Annotated in this window: 17 protein-coding genes and 4 tRNA genes; 17 read left to right on the top strand and 4 right to left on the bottom strand. The window is 51.9% G+C overall.

The genetic code is table 11. The features are described from left to right. Nucleotides 1–12 precede the first annotated feature (12 nt). The 17 genes from trxA to HGO41_RS18180 all read left to right on the top strand — a co-directional run bounded on the left by trxA (nt 13) and on the right by HGO41_RS18180 (nt 15,385). Complete coding sequence (trxA, locus tag HGO41_RS18260; RefSeq protein WP_013577537.1) at nt 13–339, top strand: thioredoxin TrxA; 327 nt, start codon at nt 13–15, stop codon at nt 337–339. Nucleotides 340–754: 415 nt separating this feature from the next. Beyond that, nucleotides 755–2,014 carry a transcription termination factor Rho gene (gene rho / locus HGO41_RS18255; protein WP_013577536.1) on the top strand — a complete coding sequence of 420 codons (1,260 nt, stop codon included), beginning with the start codon at nt 755–757 and terminating at the stop codon, nt 2,012–2,014. A gap of 287 nt (nt 2,015–2,301) precedes the next feature. Beyond that, nucleotides 2,302–3,387, top strand: coding sequence for a UDP-N-acetylglucosamine--undecaprenyl-phosphate N-acetylglucosaminephosphotransferase (gene wecA / locus HGO41_RS18250; RefSeq protein ID WP_015690588.1), 1,086 nt, complete (start codon nt 2,302–2,304; stop codon nt 3,385–3,387). A gap of 44 nt (nt 3,388–3,431) precedes the next feature. Next, nucleotides 3,432–4,484, top strand: a complete 1,053-nt coding sequence (gene wzzE, locus HGO41_RS18245) for an ECA polysaccharide chain length modulation protein (RefSeq protein ID WP_112152388.1) — start codon at nt 3,432–3,434, stop codon at nt 4,482–4,484. Beyond that, complete coding sequence (gene wecB / locus HGO41_RS18240) at nt 4,481–5,611, top strand: non-hydrolyzing UDP-N-acetylglucosamine 2-epimerase (RefSeq protein WP_013577533.1); 1,131 nt, start codon at nt 4,481–4,483, stop codon at nt 5,609–5,611. The genes wzzE and wecB overlap by 4 nt, the downstream gene beginning before the upstream one ends. Continuing rightward, nucleotides 5,608–6,870, top strand: a complete 1,263-nt coding sequence (wecC, locus tag HGO41_RS18235) for a UDP-N-acetyl-D-mannosamine dehydrogenase (RefSeq protein WP_112152381.1) — start codon at nt 5,608–5,610, stop codon at nt 6,868–6,870. Before wecB ends, wecC begins: the two co-directional genes overlap by 4 nt. Then, nucleotides 6,837–7,571: a dTDP-4-amino-4,6-dideoxy-D-galactose acyltransferase gene (gene rffC, locus HGO41_RS18230; protein ID WP_250981285.1), complete on the top strand. Its 735-nt coding sequence runs from the start codon at nt 6,837–6,839 to the stop codon at nt 7,569–7,571. The genes wecC and rffC overlap by 34 nt, the downstream gene beginning before the upstream one ends. Before the next feature lie 4 nt (nt 7,572–7,575). Continuing rightward, a complete protein-coding gene (gene rffA / locus HGO41_RS18225; protein ID WP_250981284.1) occupies nt 7,576–8,706 on the top strand; it encodes a dTDP-4-amino-4,6-dideoxygalactose transaminase in 1,131 nt (376 codons plus the stop codon). Between the two features lies 1 nt (nt 8,707). Continuing rightward, a complete protein-coding gene (gene wzxE, locus HGO41_RS18220) occupies nt 8,708–9,958 on the top strand; it encodes a lipid III flippase WzxE (RefSeq protein WP_112152378.1) in 1,251 nt (416 codons plus the stop codon). Next, nucleotides 9,955–11,037, top strand: coding sequence for a TDP-N-acetylfucosamine:lipid II N-acetylfucosaminyltransferase (locus HGO41_RS18215; protein ID WP_112198179.1), 1,083 nt, complete (start codon nt 9,955–9,957; stop codon nt 11,035–11,037). The genes wzxE and HGO41_RS18215 overlap by 4 nt, the downstream gene beginning before the upstream one ends. Next, on the top strand, nt 11,034–12,413 hold the full coding sequence (wzyE, locus tag HGO41_RS18210) for an ECA oligosaccharide polymerase (RefSeq protein ID WP_112198178.1): 1,380 nt from the start codon (nt 11,034–11,036) through the stop codon (nt 12,411–12,413). Before HGO41_RS18215 ends, wzyE begins: the two co-directional genes overlap by 4 nt. Then, nucleotides 12,397–13,137, top strand: a complete 741-nt coding sequence (wecG, locus tag HGO41_RS18205; RefSeq protein ID WP_013577526.1) for a lipopolysaccharide N-acetylmannosaminouronosyltransferase — start codon at nt 12,397–12,399, stop codon at nt 13,135–13,137. The genes wzyE and wecG overlap by 17 nt, the downstream gene beginning before the upstream one ends. A gap of 241 nt (nt 13,138–13,378) precedes the next feature. Further along, entirely contained in the window at nt 13,379–14,773 is a 1,395-nt protein-coding gene (gene thrP, locus HGO41_RS18200) for a bifunctional threonine/serine APC transporter ThrP (RefSeq protein WP_013577525.1), read from the top strand. A 143-nt stretch (nt 14,774–14,916) separates the two neighbouring features. Beyond that, nucleotides 14,917–14,993: transfer RNA gene (locus tag HGO41_RS18195), tRNA-Arg, on the top strand. Nucleotides 14,994–15,058: 65 nt separating this feature from the next. Further along, nucleotides 15,059–15,134, top strand: a tRNA-His gene (locus HGO41_RS18190). Nucleotides 15,135–15,163: 29 nt separating this feature from the next. Then, nucleotides 15,164–15,249, top strand: a tRNA-Leu gene (locus tag HGO41_RS18185). Nucleotides 15,250–15,308: 59 nt separating this feature from the next. Then, nucleotides 15,309–15,385 (top strand) — tRNA-Pro (locus HGO41_RS18180). Nucleotides 15,386–15,975: 590 nt separating this feature from the next. On the opposite strand, the gene hemY is transcribed toward HGO41_RS18180, so the two are convergent. The 4 genes from hemY to hemC are packed head-to-tail and all read right to left on the bottom strand — an operon-like array spanning nt 15,976 to nt 20,028. Further along, complete coding sequence (hemY, locus tag HGO41_RS18175; RefSeq protein ID WP_013577524.1) at nt 15,976–17,172, bottom strand: protoheme IX biogenesis protein HemY; 1,197 nt, start codon at nt 17,170–17,172, stop codon at nt 15,976–15,978. Between the two features lie 3 nt (nt 17,173–17,175). Continuing rightward, nucleotides 17,176–18,327, bottom strand: coding sequence for a uroporphyrinogen-III C-methyltransferase (hemX, locus tag HGO41_RS18170; RefSeq protein ID WP_013577523.1), 1,152 nt, complete (start codon nt 18,325–18,327; stop codon nt 17,176–17,178). A gap of 13 nt (nt 18,328–18,340) precedes the next feature. Further along, complete coding sequence (hemD, locus tag HGO41_RS18165; protein WP_037035461.1) at nt 18,341–19,090, bottom strand: uroporphyrinogen-III synthase; 750 nt, start codon at nt 19,088–19,090, stop codon at nt 18,341–18,343. Continuing rightward, nucleotides 19,087–20,028 (bottom strand): hydroxymethylbilane synthase, encoded by a 942-nt coding sequence (gene hemC / locus HGO41_RS18160; protein ID WP_119262183.1) that lies wholly within the window; start codon nt 20,026–20,028, stop codon nt 19,087–19,089. The genes hemD and hemC overlap by 4 nt, the downstream gene beginning before the upstream one ends. Nucleotides 20,029–20,291: the final 263 nt, after the last annotated feature.

The following is a 20,291-nucleotide window of genomic DNA, read 5'->3' as shown; positions in this document are numbered from 1 at the left end:
TTTGGAGTAAACATGAGCGATAAAATTATTCACCTGACCGATGACAGTTTCGACAACGACGTATTGAAAGCCGAAGGGCTGGTGCTGGTCGATTTTTGGGCAGAGTGGTGCGGACCATGTAAGATGATCGCTCCAATTCTGGATGAAATTGCCACTGAGTTCGAAGGCAAGCTGACCATCGCGAAACTGAATATCGACGAAAACCCAGGTACTGCACCTAAATACGGCATCCGTGGTATTCCTACCCTGCTGTTATTTAAAGGCGGCGAAGTCGCAGCAACTAAAGTTGGCGCACTGTCGAAAGGTCAGCTGAAAGAGTTCTTAACAGCTAATCTGTAATCGGTCGGGATGACCCAAGCCAGGTGTTTAGCGGGCTGTCGTGTTTTTCACATTGTCCGCTAGACGCCTGTCAAGAAGCGTGCTAAGTTTACGCTTACTGCAAATAGAGCTTACCTGTAGTTTGATTCTTACGTTTTACTCTGTTGTGTCAAAAACATCTGCCTATAAAGTTTCTTTGAATAATAATTAAATTGAACTGGCACTGTGCTTGACCATCTAACGGTTTTGACAAAATCGGCTTTAAGACACCTTCAATATCAGCATTATCCCTCAAGAATCGCCCGCGAGCGACTACCTGCGGCTGGATTTCCGGGCTGTTATTTAAGTGTCATACAATAAACAGGCATGGATGACCCTGCCATACCCATTCACGACAGATGTTCGAGACATACCCCGAGTTTAAGAACCCACCATTATGAATCTTACCGAATTAAAGAATACGCCGGTCTCTGACCTGATTGCACTCGGCGAAAATATGGGACTGGAAAACCAGGCCCGCATGCGCAAGCAAGACATTATCTTTTCAATATTGAAGCAGCATGCGAAAAGCGGAGAAGACATCTTCGGTGATGGCGTACTGGAGATATTGCAGGATGGATTTGGTTTCCTCCGCTCCGGAGACAGTTCCTACCTCGCAGGCCCCGACGACATCTACGTATCTCCAAGCCAAATCCGCCGCTTCAACCTTCGTACTGGCGACACCATTTCCGGTAAAATCCGCCCACCTAAAGAAGGTGAACGTTATTTTGCCCTGTTGAAAGTTAACGAAGTTAACTACGACAAACCAGAAAACGCCCGCAGCAAAATCCTGTTTGAAAACTTAACCCCTCTGCACGCAAATTCACGTCTGCGTATGGAACGGGGTAACGGTTCAACAGAAGATTTGACCGCTCGCGTACTGGACTTAGCGTCTCCAATTGGCCGTGGCCAACGTGGTCTGATTGTTGCGCCGCCGAAAGCCGGTAAAACCATGCTGCTGCAAAACATCGCGACCAGCATTGCGTATAACCACCCTGATTGCGTACTGATGGTTCTGCTGATTGACGAACGTCCGGAAGAAGTGACCGAGATGCAGCGTCTGGTGAAAGGCGAAGTTATCGCTTCCACCTTTGACGAACCGGCATCCCGACACGTTCAGGTCGCCGAAATGGTGATCGAGAAGGCGAAGCGTCTGGTTGAGCATAAGAAAGATGTGATCATTCTGCTGGACTCCATTACCCGCCTGGCACGTGCTTACAATACCGTGGTACCGGCTTCAGGCAAGGTACTGACCGGTGGTGTGGACGCCAACGCCTTGCACCGTCCAAAACGTTTCTTCGGTGCTGCGCGTAACGTGGAAGAGGGCGGCAGCCTGACCATCATCGCTACTGCGCTGGTCGATACCGGTTCTAAAATGGATGAAGTTATCTATGAAGAATTTAAAGGTACCGGTAACATGGAATTACATCTGGCGCGTAAAATCGCTGAAAAACGTGTATTCCCTGCCATCGACTACAACCGCTCTGGTACCCGTAAAGAAGAGCTGTTGACCACTTCTGAAGAACTGCAAAAAATGTGGATCCTGCGTAAAATCATTCATCCGATGGGTGAGATTGATGCGATGGAATTCCTCATCAACAAGCTTGCAATGACTAAGACAAATGACGACTTCTTCGACATGATGAAACGTTCGTAATTTGGTGTAACGTCAGATCAACGCCACGCACAGTCGTGGCGTTTTTTGCTTTTGGTGGCTACCATAATGCTACTTTGGGAAGATTGTCAGACTATTCGGATAATAGCTGATGGTTTTCCACGTGCCCTTTCTTTACTTTGTCGGTTGATTGCCCAAGAAATGGCAGCAGATAAGGTCTTGCCCGAGACAAAACCATAACTGCCACCATAGGATATGATTTAAGGCTGTGAGGTTTATGATGCTTTCGACTCCACACACCTTATTTTTGCAGAAGAGAATTCTTAACTGTGAATTTACTCAATATGAGTACTGAGCTAGCTGTTGTTTTCGTATTTTCATTCCTCTTTTTATTCGTTGCCCGGAAGGTAGCGAATAAAATCGGACTTGTTGATAAGCCAAATTTTCGTAAGCGTCACCAGGGACTGATCCCACTGGTGGGTGGGATCTCTGTATTTGCTGGCGTTTGCTTTGCCTTTCTGATCACCAGTTATACCATCCCCCATGGCTATCTTTACCTTGCCTGCGCCGGACTACTGGTATTAGTCGGTGGTCTGGATGACCGTTTCGATATCAGTGTCAAAACCCGGGCGATGGTTCAGGCTGTGGTCGCTGTTGCGATGATGAGTTTTGCTAACCTCACCCTTCGCAGCCTCGGACATCTGATTGGTCCCTGGGAAATGGTATTAGGCCCGTTTGGCTATCTTGTCACCCTGTTTGCCGTTTGGGCTGCTATTAATGCCTTCAACATGGTCGACGGTATTGATGGCTTACTGGGTGGCTTGTCTTGTGTCAGCTTTGGTTCGTTAGGCATTATCATGTACGACAGCGGACACATGGAACTCGCGTTCTGGTGCTTCGCGATGATTGCCGCGATCATCCCCTATATTTTACTCAATCTGGGTGTTTTAGGGCCCCGTTACAAAGTCTTTATGGGTGACGCTGGCAGCACGCTGATAGGGTTTACTGTCATCTGGATCCTCCTGCAAAGTACGCAAGGTGAATCTCATCCGATGAATCCGGTGACGGCACTTTGGCTTATCGCTATTCCCCTGATGGACATGGTTGCCATCATGTACCGACGCCTTCGCAAAGGAATGAGCCCGTTCTCAGCGGATCGTCAGCACATTCATCATTTGATCATGCGTGCAGGTTTTACTTCTCGCCAGGCTTTCGTCTTAATTACCGTCGCTGCCGCCATTCTGGCGGGGATTGGCGTGGTGGGCGAACATCTGAGTTTTGTTCCCGAATGGATAATGCTGGCTTTATTCTTCGTTGCCTTCCTGGTGTACGGCATTTGCATCAAGCACGCCTGGCGCGTGGCGCGGTTTATTAAACGGGTTAAAAGACGTTTGCGCCGTTCCTCTAATCAATAATCACTCTTTTAAGCAAGGGCATACTGGCTGTGGATAAACCAGAAATGATGAGAAACCAGAACGAACACGCCATCGAGAACGAGCTTGATATCCGTGGGTTGTGCTGCACTTTATGGAACGGAAAATTCTGGATTGCAGGTCTGGCGGTACTCTTTGCCTTAATCGCCCTGGGTTCGTCTTACCTGATGAAACAGGAATGGAGTTCCACGGCGATCACGGATCGACCTACCGTAAATAATCTTTCGTCCTATTTCTCGCAGGCACAGTTTCTGCGCAATTTGGATGTGCATAACGCGCCGCAGTCAGACGCCAGCAGGCCACCCATTTCTGATGAAGCCTACAACGAGTTTGTCATGCAACTCGCGGCTTATGACACCCGCCGGGATTTCTGGCTGCATAGCCCTTATTACAAGCAACGTCAGGAAAATGATGCGCGTGCTGATGCCGTTTTGCTGGATGAAATGATCAATGACATTCAGTTTACTGCCCGTGATGTACCGAAAGTGCCGAACGATATTGTGAAACTCACTGCGGAAAACGCCGCTGATGCTAATAAGCTTTTACGCCAGTATGTCGATTTTGCCAGCCAGCGTGCTGCACAGCATCTGTATGATGAACTGGAAGGCGCGTGGGCGGCACGAACGCAGTCAATGAAAGCGCAGGTCAAACGTCAGGAAGAAGTTGCTCAGACTATTTTCAAGCGCACCACGCATAATACCGAGCAGGCACTGAAGATTGCTCAGCAGCAAAACATTCATAAAAGTGTGACTGACACCCCCGCTGAAGAATTACCGGATTCCGATATGTTCCTGCTGGGTGTGCCCATGCTCAAGGCCCGTCTTGAATTACTGCAAGCATCCGGTCCGGGGTATGATCTGGACTACGATCAGAACCGTGCGATGCTGTCGACCCTCAACGTCGGGCCAACGCTTACGGCAAAATTCCAGACTTATCGTTATTTGAGAACGCCTGAAGAACCTGTAAAACGTGACAGCCCGCGCCGGGCATTACTGATGATTATGTGGGGCATTGTCGGTGGTTTAATCGGGGCTGGTGTTGCCCTGACTCGCCGTAAAAATAAGAGAAACACATTGTGAAAGTGTTGACGATTTTCGGCACTCGTCCGGAGGCCATCAAAATGGCCCCGCTGGTGCTTGCTTTGTCGCAGGATGCGGCTTTTGAATCTAAAGTTTGTGTTACGGCTCAACACCGTGAAATGCTCGATCAAGTATTGCGCCTCTTTGAAATTACTCCGGATTATGATCTCAACATCATGAAACCAGGGCAGGGTCTGACAGAAATTACCAGCCGGATCCTGACCGGGCTTAAGCCTGTTCTGGATGAGTTCAGGCCTGACATTGTGCTGGTTCACGGTGATACCACCACGACGTTATCCGCCAGCCTTGCGGCGTTTTATCACCAGATCCCCGTCGGGCATGTTGAAGCAGGCCTGCGTACCGGAGATCTGTCTTCTCCGTGGCCGGAAGAAGGCAATCGCCTGTTAACAGGTCATCTGGCGAAATGGCACTTTGCGCCCACCGAGAATGCCAGTGCCAATTTGCAGCGGGAAAATATTGCCGGAGAGAATATTTTTGTCACTGGAAATACGGTGATTGATGCACTGCTCTGGGTTCGCGACCGCTTTAACAGCGATGCCTCGCTGGCCCAGCAACTGGCTGATAACTATCCATTTCTTGATGCGAACAAAAAGCTGATTTTGGTGACGGGCCACCGCCGTGAAAGTTTTGGCGAAGGCTTTGAGCGGATTTGCTCGGCCCTGGCGGAAATTGCGTGCAAGCACCCTGATGTACAAATTGTTTATCCGGTGCATCTCAACCCCAATGTCAGCGAGCCGGTGAACCGCATTCTGCAAAGCATCGACAATATCGTGCTGATTGACCCTCAGGATTATCTGCCGTTCGTTTATCTGATGGATAAAGCCTATCTGATCCTGACCGACTCCGGTGGCGTGCAGGAAGAAGCGCCTTCACTGGGCAAGCCCGTGCTGGTGATGCGTGAAACCACAGAACGTCCGGAAGCGGTTGATGCCGGAACAGTCCGGCTGGTGGGTACAAATCCCGCTAAAATAGTCGAGGAAGTGAACCGTCTGCTGAACGATGAAAACGAATACAACAGCATGAGCCGGGCGCACAATCCTTACGGCGACGGGCATGCCTGCCGCCACATTCTTGACGCATTGAAAAATCATTGGGTATCACAATGAGTTTTAACACTATCTCTGTTATCGGACTGGGCTACATCGGTCTGCCAACCGCCGCCGCTTTTGCCTCACGCCAGAAAAAGGTGGTGGGTGTTGATATCAATCAGCATGCCGTGGAGACGATTAACCGCGGTGCGATCCACATTGTTGAACCCGATCTCGACCTTCTGGTCAGACAGGCGGTTGATGCGGGATTTTTGCGGGCAGTGACTCAGCCTGAACCTGCGGATGCTTTCCTGATCGCTGTCCCGACGCCATTTAAGGGCGATCATTTACCGGATATGAAATTCGTCGAATCTGCTGCACGTTCTCTGGCGCCGGTTCTGAAAAAAGGCGATCTGATCATTCTGGAGTCCACGTCACCAGTGGGTGCGACAGAGCAAATGGCCGCCTGGCTGGCAGAAGTCCGCCCTGACCTGAGCTTCCCTCAGCAGGCCGGTGAGCAATCCGATATCAATATTGCCTATTGCCCGGAGCGCGTGTTGCCAGGGCAGGTGATGGTTGAACTGATTAAAAATGACCGCGTGATTGGCGGCATGACATCAGTTTGTTCACGGCGTGCCAGCGATTTGTATAACATTTTTCTCGAAGGCGAATGTGTTATTACCCACTCCCGCACTGCCGAAATGTGCAAGCTGACGGAAAACAGTTTCCGTGACGTAAACATTGCCTTTGCTAACGAATTGTCGCTGATTTGCGATGCGCAGGGCATTAACGTCTGGGAACTGATCAGCCTGGCGAACCGCCATCCGCGGGTAAATATTTTGCAGCCGGGGCCGGGTGTGGGCGGGCATTGTATTGCGGTTGATCCGTGGTTCATTGTTGCGCAAAACCCTGAGCTGGCAAGAATTATCCGCACGGCGCGTGAAGTGAACGACAGCAAACCGCACTGGGTGGTGGAGCGCGTGAAAGCGGCACTGGCAGATTGCCTGACTACCACGGGCAAACGTGCAGCCGACATCAAAATCGCCTGCTTTGGTCTGGCGTTTAAACCGAATATTGACGATCTCCGTGAAAGCCCGGCAGTGGAAGTGACGCACCTGATTGCCGACTGGCACGCCGGAGAAACCTGGGCGGTTGAGCCTAATGTGCATCAGCTTCCTGCTTCTCTGGCGGACAAAGTGACGTTACATCCCCTTGATCGCGCGCTGGAAGAAGCCGATCTGCTGGTGATGTTAGTCGATCACAAGCCGTTCAAAGCGATCCCTGCTGATCAGGTCCGGCAGTCATGGATTGTGGATACCAAAGGCGTATGGCGATAAACCTGCCTTTGCACGGCAATATCGCCCCGCTCGAATGGGAGAGTGATTTCTTCCAGCTCAACAGTGCGCGTCTGACGCCAGAGGCCTCTGCCGGTGAAATCACGCCGCAGAGGCTGGAACAATATGCGCTGGTGCAGTCGAAAGTGGATGCGTCACAAACGCACACGCTGGACGCACTTTCTGCGCTGGGTTTCCGGCTGGCAGAAGGTGAAACGGACATTTGTGTCGCGGTGACGACGCAAGATAATGCGCTGATGGCCGGGCGTCTGGCGGTACCGGACAATATTGCGGATGTGACCGCGATTGCCCGTCAGGCTTTTCATCTCAGCCGTTTTCGCGCGCCCTGGTATCAGCCTGATGACTGCGCCCGTTTCTATGCGATGTGGGCGGAAAAGGCGGTGCTGGGTACGTTCGACCATCTTTGTCTTTGGGCCGATGACGAGCAGGGCAATGCGCTGGGTTTTGTCACCTTGCGTCGTATTTCGCAAGACGAAGCAAGAATTGGCCTGCTGGCTGTCAGACCTGAATATCAGGGGCAGGGAGCGGGCAAAAAGTTAATGGCGGCTGCGAAAAAATGGTGTGCTGAACAGGGCGTGTCGCGAATGTATGTGGCCACGCAAACCGGCAATATCGCGGCCTTAAATCTTTATCTCGCCAGCGGTGGCAAAGTTATCCGCACGGCGTACTGGTTGTACAGGTGAAACGATGATCCCTTTTAATGCGCCACCGATTGCGGGTACTGAAATTGATTTCATGCGCGAGGCGATGAACAGCGGCAAACTGTGCGGTGACGGCGGGTTTACCATGCGCTGCCAGAAATGGTTTGAACAGCGTTTCAACTGTCCGAAAGTTTTGCTCACGCCGTCCTGTACGGCCTCGCTGGAAATGGCCGCGTTGCTGCTGGATATTCAGCCCGGCGACGAAGTGATTATGCCGAGCTTCACGTTTGTTTCGACGGCCAATGCGTTCGTTTTGCGCGGTGCGAAGATTGTATTTGTGGATGTCCGCCCGGATACCATGAATATTAATGAAACCCTGATTGAAGCGGCTATCACGGAGAAAACGAAAGTGATTGTCCCGGTGCATTACGCGGGCGTGGCCTGTGAAATGGACACCATTATGGCACTCGCCGAAAAACATCATCTGTTTGTAGTGGAAGATGCCGCGCAGGGCGTGATGTCGACCTACAAAGGCAAAGCGCTGGGCACTATCGGCCATATCGGTTGCTTCAGTTTCCATGAAACCAAGAATTACACGGCGGGCGGCGAAGGCGGTGCCACGCTGATTAATGATCCGGCCCTGATTGATCGTGCTGAAATCATTCGTGAAAAAGGCACCAACCGCAGCCAGTTCTTCCGCGGTCAGGTGGATAAATACACCTGGCGTGATATCGGTTCCAGTTATCTGATGTCCGATTTGCAGGCTGCGTATCTGTGGGGAAATCTGGATGCGGCTGAAAAGATTAATCAGCGCCGTCTGGCAATCTGGAATCAGTATTATGAGGTGTTGCAGGATCTGGCCGATGCAGGCCGCATTCAGTTGCCTTCGGTTCCACAAGATTGTGTGCAAAACGCCCATATGTTCTATGTGCGCCTGAACGATATCGACGACCGCGACGCGTTTATTCGTCACATGAAAGCGGCCGATATTCTCACCGTATTCCATTACATCCCGCTGCATGCTTGTCCGGCGGGCGAAAATTTTGGTCGTTTCGCGGGTGTCGATCGTTTCACGACAAAAGAGAGTGAGCGGCTGGTGCGTTTACCGTTGTTTTACAACATGACCGATGACACGCAGCGCGTCGTGATTGCGGCCATGCTGCAATATTTCGCCTGATATGTCGCTGGCAAAAGCATCAGTCTGGACCGCCGGTTCTACGCTGATTAAAATTGGTGCCGGGTTGCTGGTGGTGAAATTGCTGGCCGTAACCTTCGGCCCTGAAGGCGTGGGGCAGGCAGGCAATTTCCGCCAGCTCGTAACCGTACTTGGCGTTCTGTCCGGTGCAGGTATTTTCAATGGTATTACCAAATACGTTGCCGAATATCATCAGGATCCTGAGCGGCTTAAAGCCGTACTCGGCACGTCGTCTTCGCTGATTTTGGGTTTCTCGACGCTGCTGGCCGCCATCTTTTTGCTGGCCGCCGGGCCCATCAGTGTCGGGTTGTTCGGGCACGATCGCTATCAGGCCGTTGTCCGGGCCGTGGCCTTTATCCAGATGGGCATTGCTTACGCCAACTACTTTCAGGCCATCCTGAAAGGTTATCGTGATGCGATGGGTAATGCGCTGGCCGTGATTGGCGGCAGTCTGATTGGTTTACTGGCCTATCTGTTGTGTTTCAAACTGGGTGGCTATGAAGGCGCGCTGGCCGGGCTGGCGCTGGTGCCTGCACTGGTAATACTCCCTGCGGGTGGCATGGTGTGGCGACGAAAATCCTTTCCGCTGGCCTACTTAAAACCGGGCTGGGATCGCTTTATCGCCAGCCATTTGGGGAAATTTACCCTGATGGCGCTGATCACGTCTGTTACGTTGCCCGTGGCGTATGTGATGATGCGAAATCTGCTGGCGGAGCATTACAGCTGGAAGGATGTGGGGATCTGGCAGGGCGTCAGCAGTATTTCTGATGCCTATTTGCAGTTTATCACCGCTTCTTTCAGCGTGTATTTATTGCCGACGTTATCGCGCATGACTGATAAACGCGATGTCTCGCGTGAAATCGTTAAGTCGTTAAAATTTGTTCTGCCCGCCGTGGCGGCCGTCAGTTTTACTGTCTGGCTGCTGCGCGACTTCGCCATCTGGTTGCTGTTTTCAACACAATTTATCGCAATGCGCGATTTGTTTGCCTGGCAGTTAGTCGGTGACGTACTGAAAGTCGGCTCGTATGTTTTTGGCTATCTGGTGATTGCGAGAGCGTCTCTGCGCTTTTACGTGCTGACTGAAATCAGCCAGTTTGCGTTACTGACGGGTTTTTCACATTGGTTGATCCCGATACGGGGTTCCCTTGGCGCCGCGCAAGCGTATATGGCGACGTATGTCGTTTATTTCGCCCTGTGCTGTACCGTATTTGTTATTTATCGTAGACGAGCATGACAACGCTGATTCACGTTTTGGGATCTGACATTCCCCACCATAATGTCACCGTGCTGCGCTTTTTTAATGATGTTCTGGCCGAATGTGCGCCTGAAAAGCTGATTTATCATTTTATGGTGGCGGCAGCGGATGCATCAGCATTTGCTGAATTCACTCGTCTGGATATTCGTGTTTACCCGGACAAAAAATCGCTGGCCGATGCGGTTATTTCCCGCGCCCAGGATCGCACACATCACTTCTTCTTCCATGGTCAGTTCAACCCGACGCTCTGGCTGGCGCTGCTGACCGGCAAAATTAAGTCGCAACAGGCCAGCTGGCACATCTGGGGTGCCGATCTTTATGAATCGGCAGGGGGTCTGAAATTCCGTCTGTTCTATCTGATGCGTCGTCTGGCACAGGGACGTATCGGCCATGTTTTCGCTACCCGCGGCGATCTGATTTATTTCCATCAGCGACATCCGCGTGTACCGTCCTCATTACTGTATTTTCCGACGCGCATGGATCCGTCACTGACGCTTCCAGCCGGTCAGCCTGAACCGACAGGGCCGATGACGGTGCTGGTCGGCAATTCCGGTGACCGCACTAACCGACATATTGAAGCGCTGCGTTCGTTGCATCAGCAGTTTGGTGCGGATATCCGGGTGATTATCCCGATGGGGTATCCGGCCAATAATCATGCGTACATCGATCAGGTGCACAGTGAAGCGTTGAAACTGTTTGCGCCCGAAAACATTGAAGTGATGACTGGCTCGATGCCTTTTGCTGATTATCTTGATGTGCTGCGCCGTTGCTCGCTGGGGTATTTTATTTTCGACCGCCAGCAGGGTATCGGGACGCAGTGTTTGCTGATTCAGTTCGGCGTGCCGTTTGTGGTCAGCCGTCAGAACCCGTTCTGGCAGGATTTGGCGGAGCAAAATCTGCCGGTACTGTTTTATGGTGATGCGCTGGATGCCAGAACCGTGGCCGAAGCGCGCCGTCAGTTGCTGAACACGGATCGGGAGAATATCGCCTTCTTCAACCCGAATTACATCGCGGGCTGGCAACAGGCATTACTGCTGGCGGCAGGAGAAACATCATGACAATGGCACAGCTTGGCGGCCTGTCTGTCGTTTATGCGTTCTCGCTGTTGTTCATTCTGACGCTGACTTATAAAGAATTCCGCCGCGTACGTTTTAACTTCAACGTCCTGTTTTCGCTGTTGTATCTGCTGACATTTTATTTTGGTTTTCCGCTGACCTGTCTGCTGGTTTTCCAGTTCGATGTCAACGTCGTACCGGTTGAAAACCTGTTACAGGCGATGCTGGCCGCAACCTGTTTTTACGGTATTTATTATGTCAGCTATAAAACGCGGCTCAGGGCGAAACATGAAGGCCCGTCCCGCCCGCTGTTTACGATGAACCGTGTCGAAACCCATCTCACCTGGATGTTGCTGGCGCTGATTGCGGTGGTGACGGTTTCTATTTTCTTTGCGCATAACGGCTTTTTGCTGTTTAAGCTCAAGTCGTACAGCCAGATTTTTTCCAGTGATGTGTCCGGAGTTGCGCTTAAACGCTTCTTCTATTTCTTCCTGCCGGCGATGCTGGTGGTGTTCTTCCTCAAACCCAATCCGCAGCGCTGGCTGTTTTTCCTGGTGAGTACCGTCGCATTTGGCCTGCTGACGTACATCATCGTCGGCGGGACGCGCGCGAATATTATCATCGCGTTCGCACTGTTTTTGTTTATCGGCATTGTACGCGGCTGGATTAGTTTGTGGATGCTGGCGGCGGCAGGCGTACTGGGTATCGTTGGTATGTTCTGGCTGGCACTTAAACGCTACGGATTGAATGTCAGCGGCCCTGAGGCGATTTACACGTTCCTTTATCTGACGCGTGATACGTTCTCGCCATGGGAAAATCTGGGGCTGTTGCTGCAAAATTACGACAAAATCAGTTTTCAGGGGCTGGCGCCTATTGTCCGTGATTTCTACGTCTTTATCCCCGGCTGGCTGTGGCATGACCGTCCGGGCGTAGTGCTCAACACGGCCAACTATTTCACCTGGGATGTGCTCGACAACCATTCCGGTCTGGCCATTTCGCCGACGCTAATTGGCTCACTGGTTGTGATGGGCGGAGTTTGGTTTATCCCGCTTGGCGCAGTGGCTGTGGGCATGATCATTAAATGGTTCGACTGGCTTTATGAAAAAGGCAAAGCCGACACCAACATTTATAAGGCCGCCATTTTGCAAAGTTTTTGCTTTGGTGCTGTGTTCAATATGATCGTACTTGCCCGCGAAGGCGTGGATTCCTTTTTCTCGCGGGTGGTGTTTTTCTGTGTCGTATTCGGCGCCTGCCTGATTGTCGCAAAACTGTTGTACTGGATGTTTGACGCTGCCGGGCTGATACGTGCCAAAATGCCGGTCAGGAAAAACCTCATGGAGCCTTTGGCAGTAAGGAAGATGGATGAATTTGGAGAATAAAATCCCGCAATACGACATCCGTGGGATCCGCCTTTGGGGCTTTCGCAATATGGCGCATTTTCTCGATTATCTTTTTGCCGGTCATCAGGTGAAAAACGGTTCGCTGGTGGCGATAAATGCAGAGAAAGTGCTGACGGTCGAAAGCAATCCTGAAATGCGTACGCTGATCGAGCACGCGGAATTTAAGTACCCTGACGGGATCAGCATTGTGCGGGCTATACGGCGTAAATACCCGCAGTCACACGTCTCGCGTATCGCGGGTGCTGACCTCTGGGAAGGGCTGATGGAGCGAGCAGGCCGTGAAGGAACACCGGTCTTTCTGATAGGCGGTAAGCCGGAAGTACTGGCGCAGACAGAAGAAAAGCTGCGCGCCAAGTGGAACGTCAATATTGTCGGTAGCCAGAATGGTTATTTTGTGCCGGAACAGCGCGAGGCATTGTTCGAAAGGGTGAAAAGCAGCGGCGCGGCTATCGTGACCGTGGCAATGGGTTCACCAAAACAGGAAATCCTGATGCGCGATTGCCGCCTTGTGCATCCTGATGCGCTTTATATGGGCATCGGCGGAACCTATGACGTCTTTACCGGACATGTTAAACGTGCGCCTAAAATCTGGCAAAATCTGGGGCTGGAATGGCTCTACCGGTTGATTTTACAGCCGAGCCGTTTACGTCGTCAGCTCAAACTGCTTAAATTTATCCGTTATTACTACACCGGTCGTCTGTAATACTTGCGCCGTGGCTGATCTTCAGCGCGGCGTTTTACCTCTCATTTCACTCCATCGTTTACTGTCGTTTTCACCCTGACATGTCTACCCGTGCGGATCTTTCTCAATTGTGATTTGCAACTCATGCTGAAATGCGGAACCATAGCGCCGTTTTTCCGCCCTATATGGGCATCATCACAAATAAAAATAACATTTCGGTCATTCCGGAAGGCAAACACAATTAAAGAGAAACTGAGGAACTATGGCGAATCAAGAGGAAAAGGGTGGGCTACACCGGGGGCTTGAAGCGAGACATATTGAGCTGATAGCGCTCGGCGGCACCATCGGGGTTGGATTATTTATGGGCGCGGCCAGTACCCTGAAATGGGCCGGGCCGTCAGTATTGCTGGCCTATATTCTGGCGGGCGTGTTCGTCTTCTTTATCATGCGCTCGATGGGCGAGATGCTGCACCTGGAGCCCGTTGCCGGTTCGTTCGCCGTCTACGCCCATAAATATCTTGGGCCATATTACGGCTACCTGACCGCATGGAGTTACTGGTTTATGTGGATAGCAGTGGGGATTTCTGAAATCACCGCTATCGGAGTATACGCCCAATACTGGTTCCCGGATTTACCACAGTGGATCCCCGCGCTGATGGCTGTGGCGATTGTAGCCGCCGCGAACCTTGCCGCCGTTAAACTGTATGGCGAAATGGAGTTCTGGTTTGCGCTGATCAAAATCACTACCATCATTGTGATGATCGTGGTGGGGCTGGCGGTAATCTTCTTCGGCTTTGGCAATCACGGCGAAGCTGTCGGTTTTGCCAATCTGACCGCGCACGGTGGTTTCTTCGCAGGCGGCTGGAAAGGTTTCCTGTTTGCGTTGTGTATCGTTGTGGCGTCCTATCAGGGCGTGGAACTGGTGGGGATTACCGCCGGTGAAGCGAAGAATCCGCAGGTTACGCTCAAACGCGCTATCAACAATATCCTGTGGCGTATCCTGATTTTCTACGTCGGTGCGATTTTCGTCATCATCACCATTTTCCCATGGAACGAAATGGGCACACACGGCAGCCCGTTTGTCCTGACATTCGCGAAGATTGGCATTGCTTCGGCGGCTGGCATTATCAACTTCGTGGTGCTGACGGCGGCGTTGTCCGGCTGTAACAGCGGTATGTACAGCTGCGGACGTATGCTTTATGCACTGTCTAAGAATCGGCAGTTGCCTGCGTTTCTGAGCAATGTCTCGAAAAGTGGTGTGCCGGTTTACGGTATTGCCATCACCATTTTGTGTCTGCTGGTCGGTTCGTGCCTGAACTACATCATCCCGAATCCTGAGAAAGTGTTTGTGTATGTCTACAGCGCCAGCGTACTGCCGGGCATGGTGCCGTGGTTTGTGGTGCTGATCAGCCAGTTACGTTTCCGTGATGCACATAAAGAGAAACTGAAAAACCATCCGTTTAAATCGGTTCTCTTCCCTTATACCAACTACCTGACGCTGATTTTCCTGGCATGTGTGCTGGTCGGTATGGCGATTAATCCGGATACGCGGGTTTCTTTACTGGTCGGCGGTATTTTTATCGCGGCAGTCTCGCTGATATACTTCGGTCTCGGCATGCATAAGCGCGCTGCGCTGACGGCAGAAAAAGCAAAATAACGTCGTAAGTCACGGGTGGGGAAGGCAAGATGCTTACTTTTACTGCGTATTGGATAAAGCGTAATCAAACGCAATATTTCTGATAAAAAGCACTAGACAGCCAAGCGTTAAAACCGTAGTATCCCCACCCGCAACGGCGCTAAGCGCCCGTAGCTCAGCTGGATAGAGCGCTGCCCTCCGGAGGCAGAGGTCTCAGGTTCGAATCCTGTCGGGCGCACCATTTAGTATGCGCTAGAGTTGCGGTGGAATGTTGAAGTCAGACAATTCACGTTAGTTAGAGATATGGTGGCTATAGCTCAGTTGGTAGAGCCCTGGATTGTGATTCCAGTTGTCGTGGGTTCGAGTCCCATTAGCCACCCCACTCTAAAAATGATTTTGTGATTGTGACATGCGATGGTGGCGGAATTGGTAGACGCGCTAGCTTCAGGTGTTAGTGTCCTTCGGATGTGAGGGTTCGAGTCCCTCCCTTCGCACCACACACAAAATACATTTAAATGATGCAGTTAGCGTCAGAAAGTAGTAAGATGCACGACATCGGCGAGTAGCGCAGCTTGGTAGCGCAACTGGTTTGGGACCAGTGGGTCGGAGGTTCGAATCCTCTCTCGCCGACCACATTCGAAGAAACCTGCTTTTTTAAAGCAGGTTTTTTTTCGTCTGGAGTTTCTCAACTCACCCTGTTGTTTATCTGCGACATTCCGCTGTATGCCTGTCTCTTGCAGGAGACACTTATCTTATTGATAAATAAAGCTTCACATAAGCTGACATTCACACGTCGCTCACTGGCGACAGAATGGCGGTTTAACGGGAAGTCTCTGGCTTTCCAAAAATTGACTGCTGAGGGTTAGTGAAAATAAAGCTGTTAATTATCAGTTAAATAAAAAATTTTAAACGGACTCTTGCCATATTGGCACGCGTCCTGCAATATTCTCGCCGTAGATGCTCATTCCACCTATTATGTTTGCTCCGGCTTCATAAACCTGGGAATGATGCAGAGCCAATTTACAGTGCCTATTGTCATCCTGACCGATAACGCGCAAGCGCTATCATCCAGAAGGCAAAACGTTGAGTGAGGCACTAAATCTGTTGTCCTAGACCTGATTGTTTTTAGACACTTGTCTTCCAGACAAGTGTTTTTTTTGTCTGAAATTTACGACCGACATAAAAAAGGCTCCCGAAGGAGCCTTTTACAGACAGCAAGGTTATTACTGTTGCTGCGAATTATTCAGGGTTAGCATCAGCCCTTCACGGCGCATCTCCGCTGCTTCTGCCGGTTTATGCAGCTTGTCCAGCGCATCAGCCAGCCAGGCGTAATCATACGCGTCAGGACGCTGTTTCAGCGCCTCACGGAAGGCTTCGCTCGCCTGTTGCCATTCACCGTGTTTCATCAGCAACTGACCTAGCGTGCTGCTCAGCAGCGGCGTTGTGCCATTCTGTTTGATCAACTGACGCAGTGTTTTTTCCAGTTGCTCAGGATTACCCGAACGCAGCTTCGGCATCAGCGCGACCAGCCGATCGTCGTACTGGCGTTTCAGCCCGTCGAGGATCACTTCCTGTGCCAGATCCTGATCGTTGCATTCAATCAGATGCGTTGCCATTGCGACCTGCAGGGCCACTTCATGACGGGTTTTACGGCTCTGATCTTTCCACCAGCGCTTCAGGCCTTCGCTGCCTTCTTCAGCCATCAGCTGATTCATCATGCCGATATAAGCCTGCTCCTGAAGCACACGAATTTCATCGTCGGTATGAATATCGGCTTTCGCCATCGACGGTAAAATCTCCAGCAGTGAACCGTAAGCGCCGGTCAGAAGATAAGCCTGCTCTGCCAGACGTAAAACTTCCGGATGACGTGGCGACTGACCCAGCAAACGGTCAACGCCGTGGCGTGCTGCGTGAACTTCACCTCTGGCCAGCTGGATACGTACGCGGGTGATATCGACCGGCATCTGGTCGATATCCGCGATTTCTGCCGCCCGCTCCAGATACTGATTGGTGCGGATATCGTCGCCGCGCTGCTGCGCCGCTTCCGCTGCCAGTAAATAGTTCACCACCGGCTGTTCGGCGTGATCAGCATTGCGCGCCAGCAATTTCTCCATCTGACGATGATCGCCTTCCGCCAGCTTGAGCATAGCTGCGTGAGTTTGCTTACGCGCTTTAGAGCTTTTGCGCCCGGCAAACCAGCCGCGGGTACGGGCACCGGTACGCAGAACGCGGCGCAGGATCCATTCAATCAAGAACAGCACCACAATCAGCACGATCAGCATGATGACTAAACCGGTGACGCTGGTTTCAATATTGTAATTGTCGGTTTGGATCAGGACATAGCCCTGATGGCCGGCCAGAATCGGGCCGACAATAATCCCGGCAAACACAATCAGGAACAACACGAAAACTCGTAACATGTGTTATTCCCCCTGCGTGGCGGCGGCGGGCTGCTGAAGCAGGTTACGCACGCGGGTCTGCATCAGTTTTTCCAGCATCGGCTGGCTTTTCAGCTCCTCCGGCACGTCCATCGAAACAGATTGCTGGCTGAGATTGTCCAGTTCTTCAAGAAACGCTTTGGTCGAAGGATCGGACGTATCAAAGTAGGCGCGAACCCAGGTTGAGACGCTTTCCAGCGACTGTTTGTAGACTTCATCCTGATGACGCGGAACGGCTTGTGCGGCAATCAGCAGACGCGAGCGAATATTCTCGCGCAGGTACACATCCTGATTCGGTGCCAGGAGCGGTTCTGCGCTGCTATCACGGCGGCGAATGGTGATGAAGTCATCCATAAAGTTGTGCCAGCTTTTGGTCAGGTTCTGACGCCATTCGGTCAGAGAGCTGGACAAGCTGGAACTGTCATTGTCCATCGGGGAATCGTCAGTATCATTGTCGGCCAGACGCAGGTTATCCACCTGATTCGATAGCTGATTCAGCTTGAGAATGATGCCGTCGAAATCGACCTGCGCAACGGCAGAAAGGCTGCCCACGTCTTCGTTCAGCGCACGGCGCACGTCAATCAGGCTCGGATCGTTCATGTCGGCCAGGCTGGCATCTGCGCTTTTCAGCAGTGCGGCAGCGGTGGTGACATCCTGATCGCTCCACAATTTGCGGCCAGCGAGTTTCACCAGATAATCGGCCTGCGCCAGTAACCAGGTTTTGGCATCGCTGCCGGAAATGCTGGCGACTTTGTCTTGTAGCTCATTTAGCTGACGACCAAACGAAGCCTGCTGACGATCGGCCTCTTGCCGGGTTTTTTGCTGCTGAGCGAGCAGATCAGCGATTTGTTGTTTGTCCTGCTGCTGGGTTTTTTGCAGCGCATCGAGTTGTTCAGAAAGCGCTTCATCTGAGGCAACCTGCGCCAGCGACTGCTGGTGGCCGTGATAATAGAGACCGGCGCCAAGGGCGATCACCAATACAATTGCTATAGCACCCAGTACCGGCGCGGTGCGTTGCTTTTTCTGCAACGTTTTCAGCGTCTTGTCCAGGTCGGAAGCGTCTGGCTGGGGGCTCTCAACCGCTGGGGAGACAACAACATTCTCATCCGGCGCGGAAGGATTTTTTTGTTCCGTCATTTTGGCACATCCCTTAGTCAGGTAGTTGTAATGCGCGGATCAGCGCATCATTGTCTGCATTCTCAGCAACCCGAATTGCGCTCCAGCCAAGCTGGCGTGCAAGGGCTGCCAAACGTTCACTGACCACCACCAGATTACAGCGCAGTAACCATGAATTTCGATAGTAATCAGGAACTAACTGGTACAACTGTTGCAGCATTTCTCCGCTGGTCACGACCAGCGTATCAACTCCGGCCCGTTGCCAGAGTGCACTCTGTTCACTGGCATCGTAGTAAACCGGGCTGCGCTGATAACATTCGCAGTAGGTGACATCGACACCGCGTTCTGTCAGCGTTTCGGCTAACAGCTCCCGTCCGCCATTACCGCGTAATATCAGCGCTTTTTTACCCTGTATGCGTTGCAATGCCGGAAGATTCAATAACGTCTCGCTGGTTTCGCCATCCTGAGGATAGAGAACCGGCAGGCTGCTGACCCGGTGGAAAATCAGGCCAGTGGTGCGACCAATGGCAAAATAATTCACGGTGTCCGGCCAGTTTGTGGCGGACTGGCGCAAAGCCCGGTCAGCGTAACTGACGGCATGTTGCGAGAGCACGAACACCAGATCTTGCTGATTTAATGAGGATAGCAGGTTCGGAAGCGATGCGAGCTGGTTCCCCGGTGCAAAATCAATCAGCGGGGAATGGAAGGCAACCCGCCCCAGAGCGCGCAGCCGGCTAACCAGTGCTTCTCCTGCCGGAGAGGGGCGGGTGACCAGAATGGTCATTTAGGCACGTTCCCCTGATAGACCTCATGCAGGATTTCGCGCGCGCCGTTGGCGAGCAGCTCTTCTGCCAGGTCGACACCCATGCGGTGCGCGTTAGCGGCCGGACCGCGACGTTCTCCACACACCATCTGGCTGCCATCCGGTGCGCCGACCAACGCACGAAGCCAGAGCTCGTCACCTTCCAGCTCGGCATAGCTGCCGATTGGCACCTGACATCCCCCTTCAAGACGCATATTCATTGCCCGTTCAGCTTGCACACGTAACGTGGTTTCACGGTGCGCCAGTGGTGCCAGCAAGTCGCGGGTAGTTTGATCGTCAAGGCGGCATTCGATACCGACGGCACCTTGTCCTACAGCGGGCAGACACTCTTCCGGTGTCAGTGCGTAAGTGATGCGGTTTTCCAGACCCAGACGTTTCAGGCCAGCGACAGCCAGAATAATGGCATCGTATTCACCGTTATCGAGTTTGGATAAGCGGGTGCCCACATTGCCGCGCAGATCACGAATCACCAGATCAGGACGTTTCTGACGCAACTGACACTGACGGCGCAGGCTCGATGTTCCGACAATACTGCCTTGTGGCAAATCCGCCAGACTGGCGTACTGATTGGAGACGAAAGCATCACGCGGGTCTTCGCGTTCACAAATAGTGACCAGTCCCAGACCTTCCGGGAACTCTACCGGCACGTCTTTCATGGAATGCACGGCGATATCCGCACGGCCATCGAGCATCGCCAGTTCAAGCTCTTTGACGAACAAACCTTTGCCACCCACTTTGGCCAGCGGGGTATCTAAAATGATATCGCCTTTGGTCACCATTGGAACCAGTTCCACCTGCAAACCGGGATGACAGGCCATCAGCCGGCTTTGAACATATTGTGCCTGCCACAAAGCCAGCGGGCTCTGGCGGGTGGCAATTCGAATGATTTTGTCTAACATGTTTGATACCGTTTAACTGTCTCTGTGCCCATCCTACCACTGACAATAGAAAGCTGTCAGCGTAAGAAGCCATTCGTAAAAGAAGGTTAACGGGTGTTGAAGAGATTTGTTCCGTTTCGGAACAGACGGTAAAATCCAGAGAAGCGGAAGAGTAATTGTGGTGCGTTACTTTCTTTACGGTCAAACAGCAAGGTGTTAAATTGATCACGTTTCCAGCAATTATTCGTCAACTATTTGCACAATCGCGGTTGTTCAAAGCATAA

The organism is Rahnella sp. CG8 (assembly GCF_023701875.1).
Lineage (GTDB): Bacteria > Pseudomonadota > Gammaproteobacteria > Enterobacterales > Enterobacteriaceae > Rahnella > Rahnella aceris.
The sequence above is the reverse complement of the archived record's forward strand: the minus strand, read 5'-3'. Positions and strand labels throughout refer to the sequence as shown.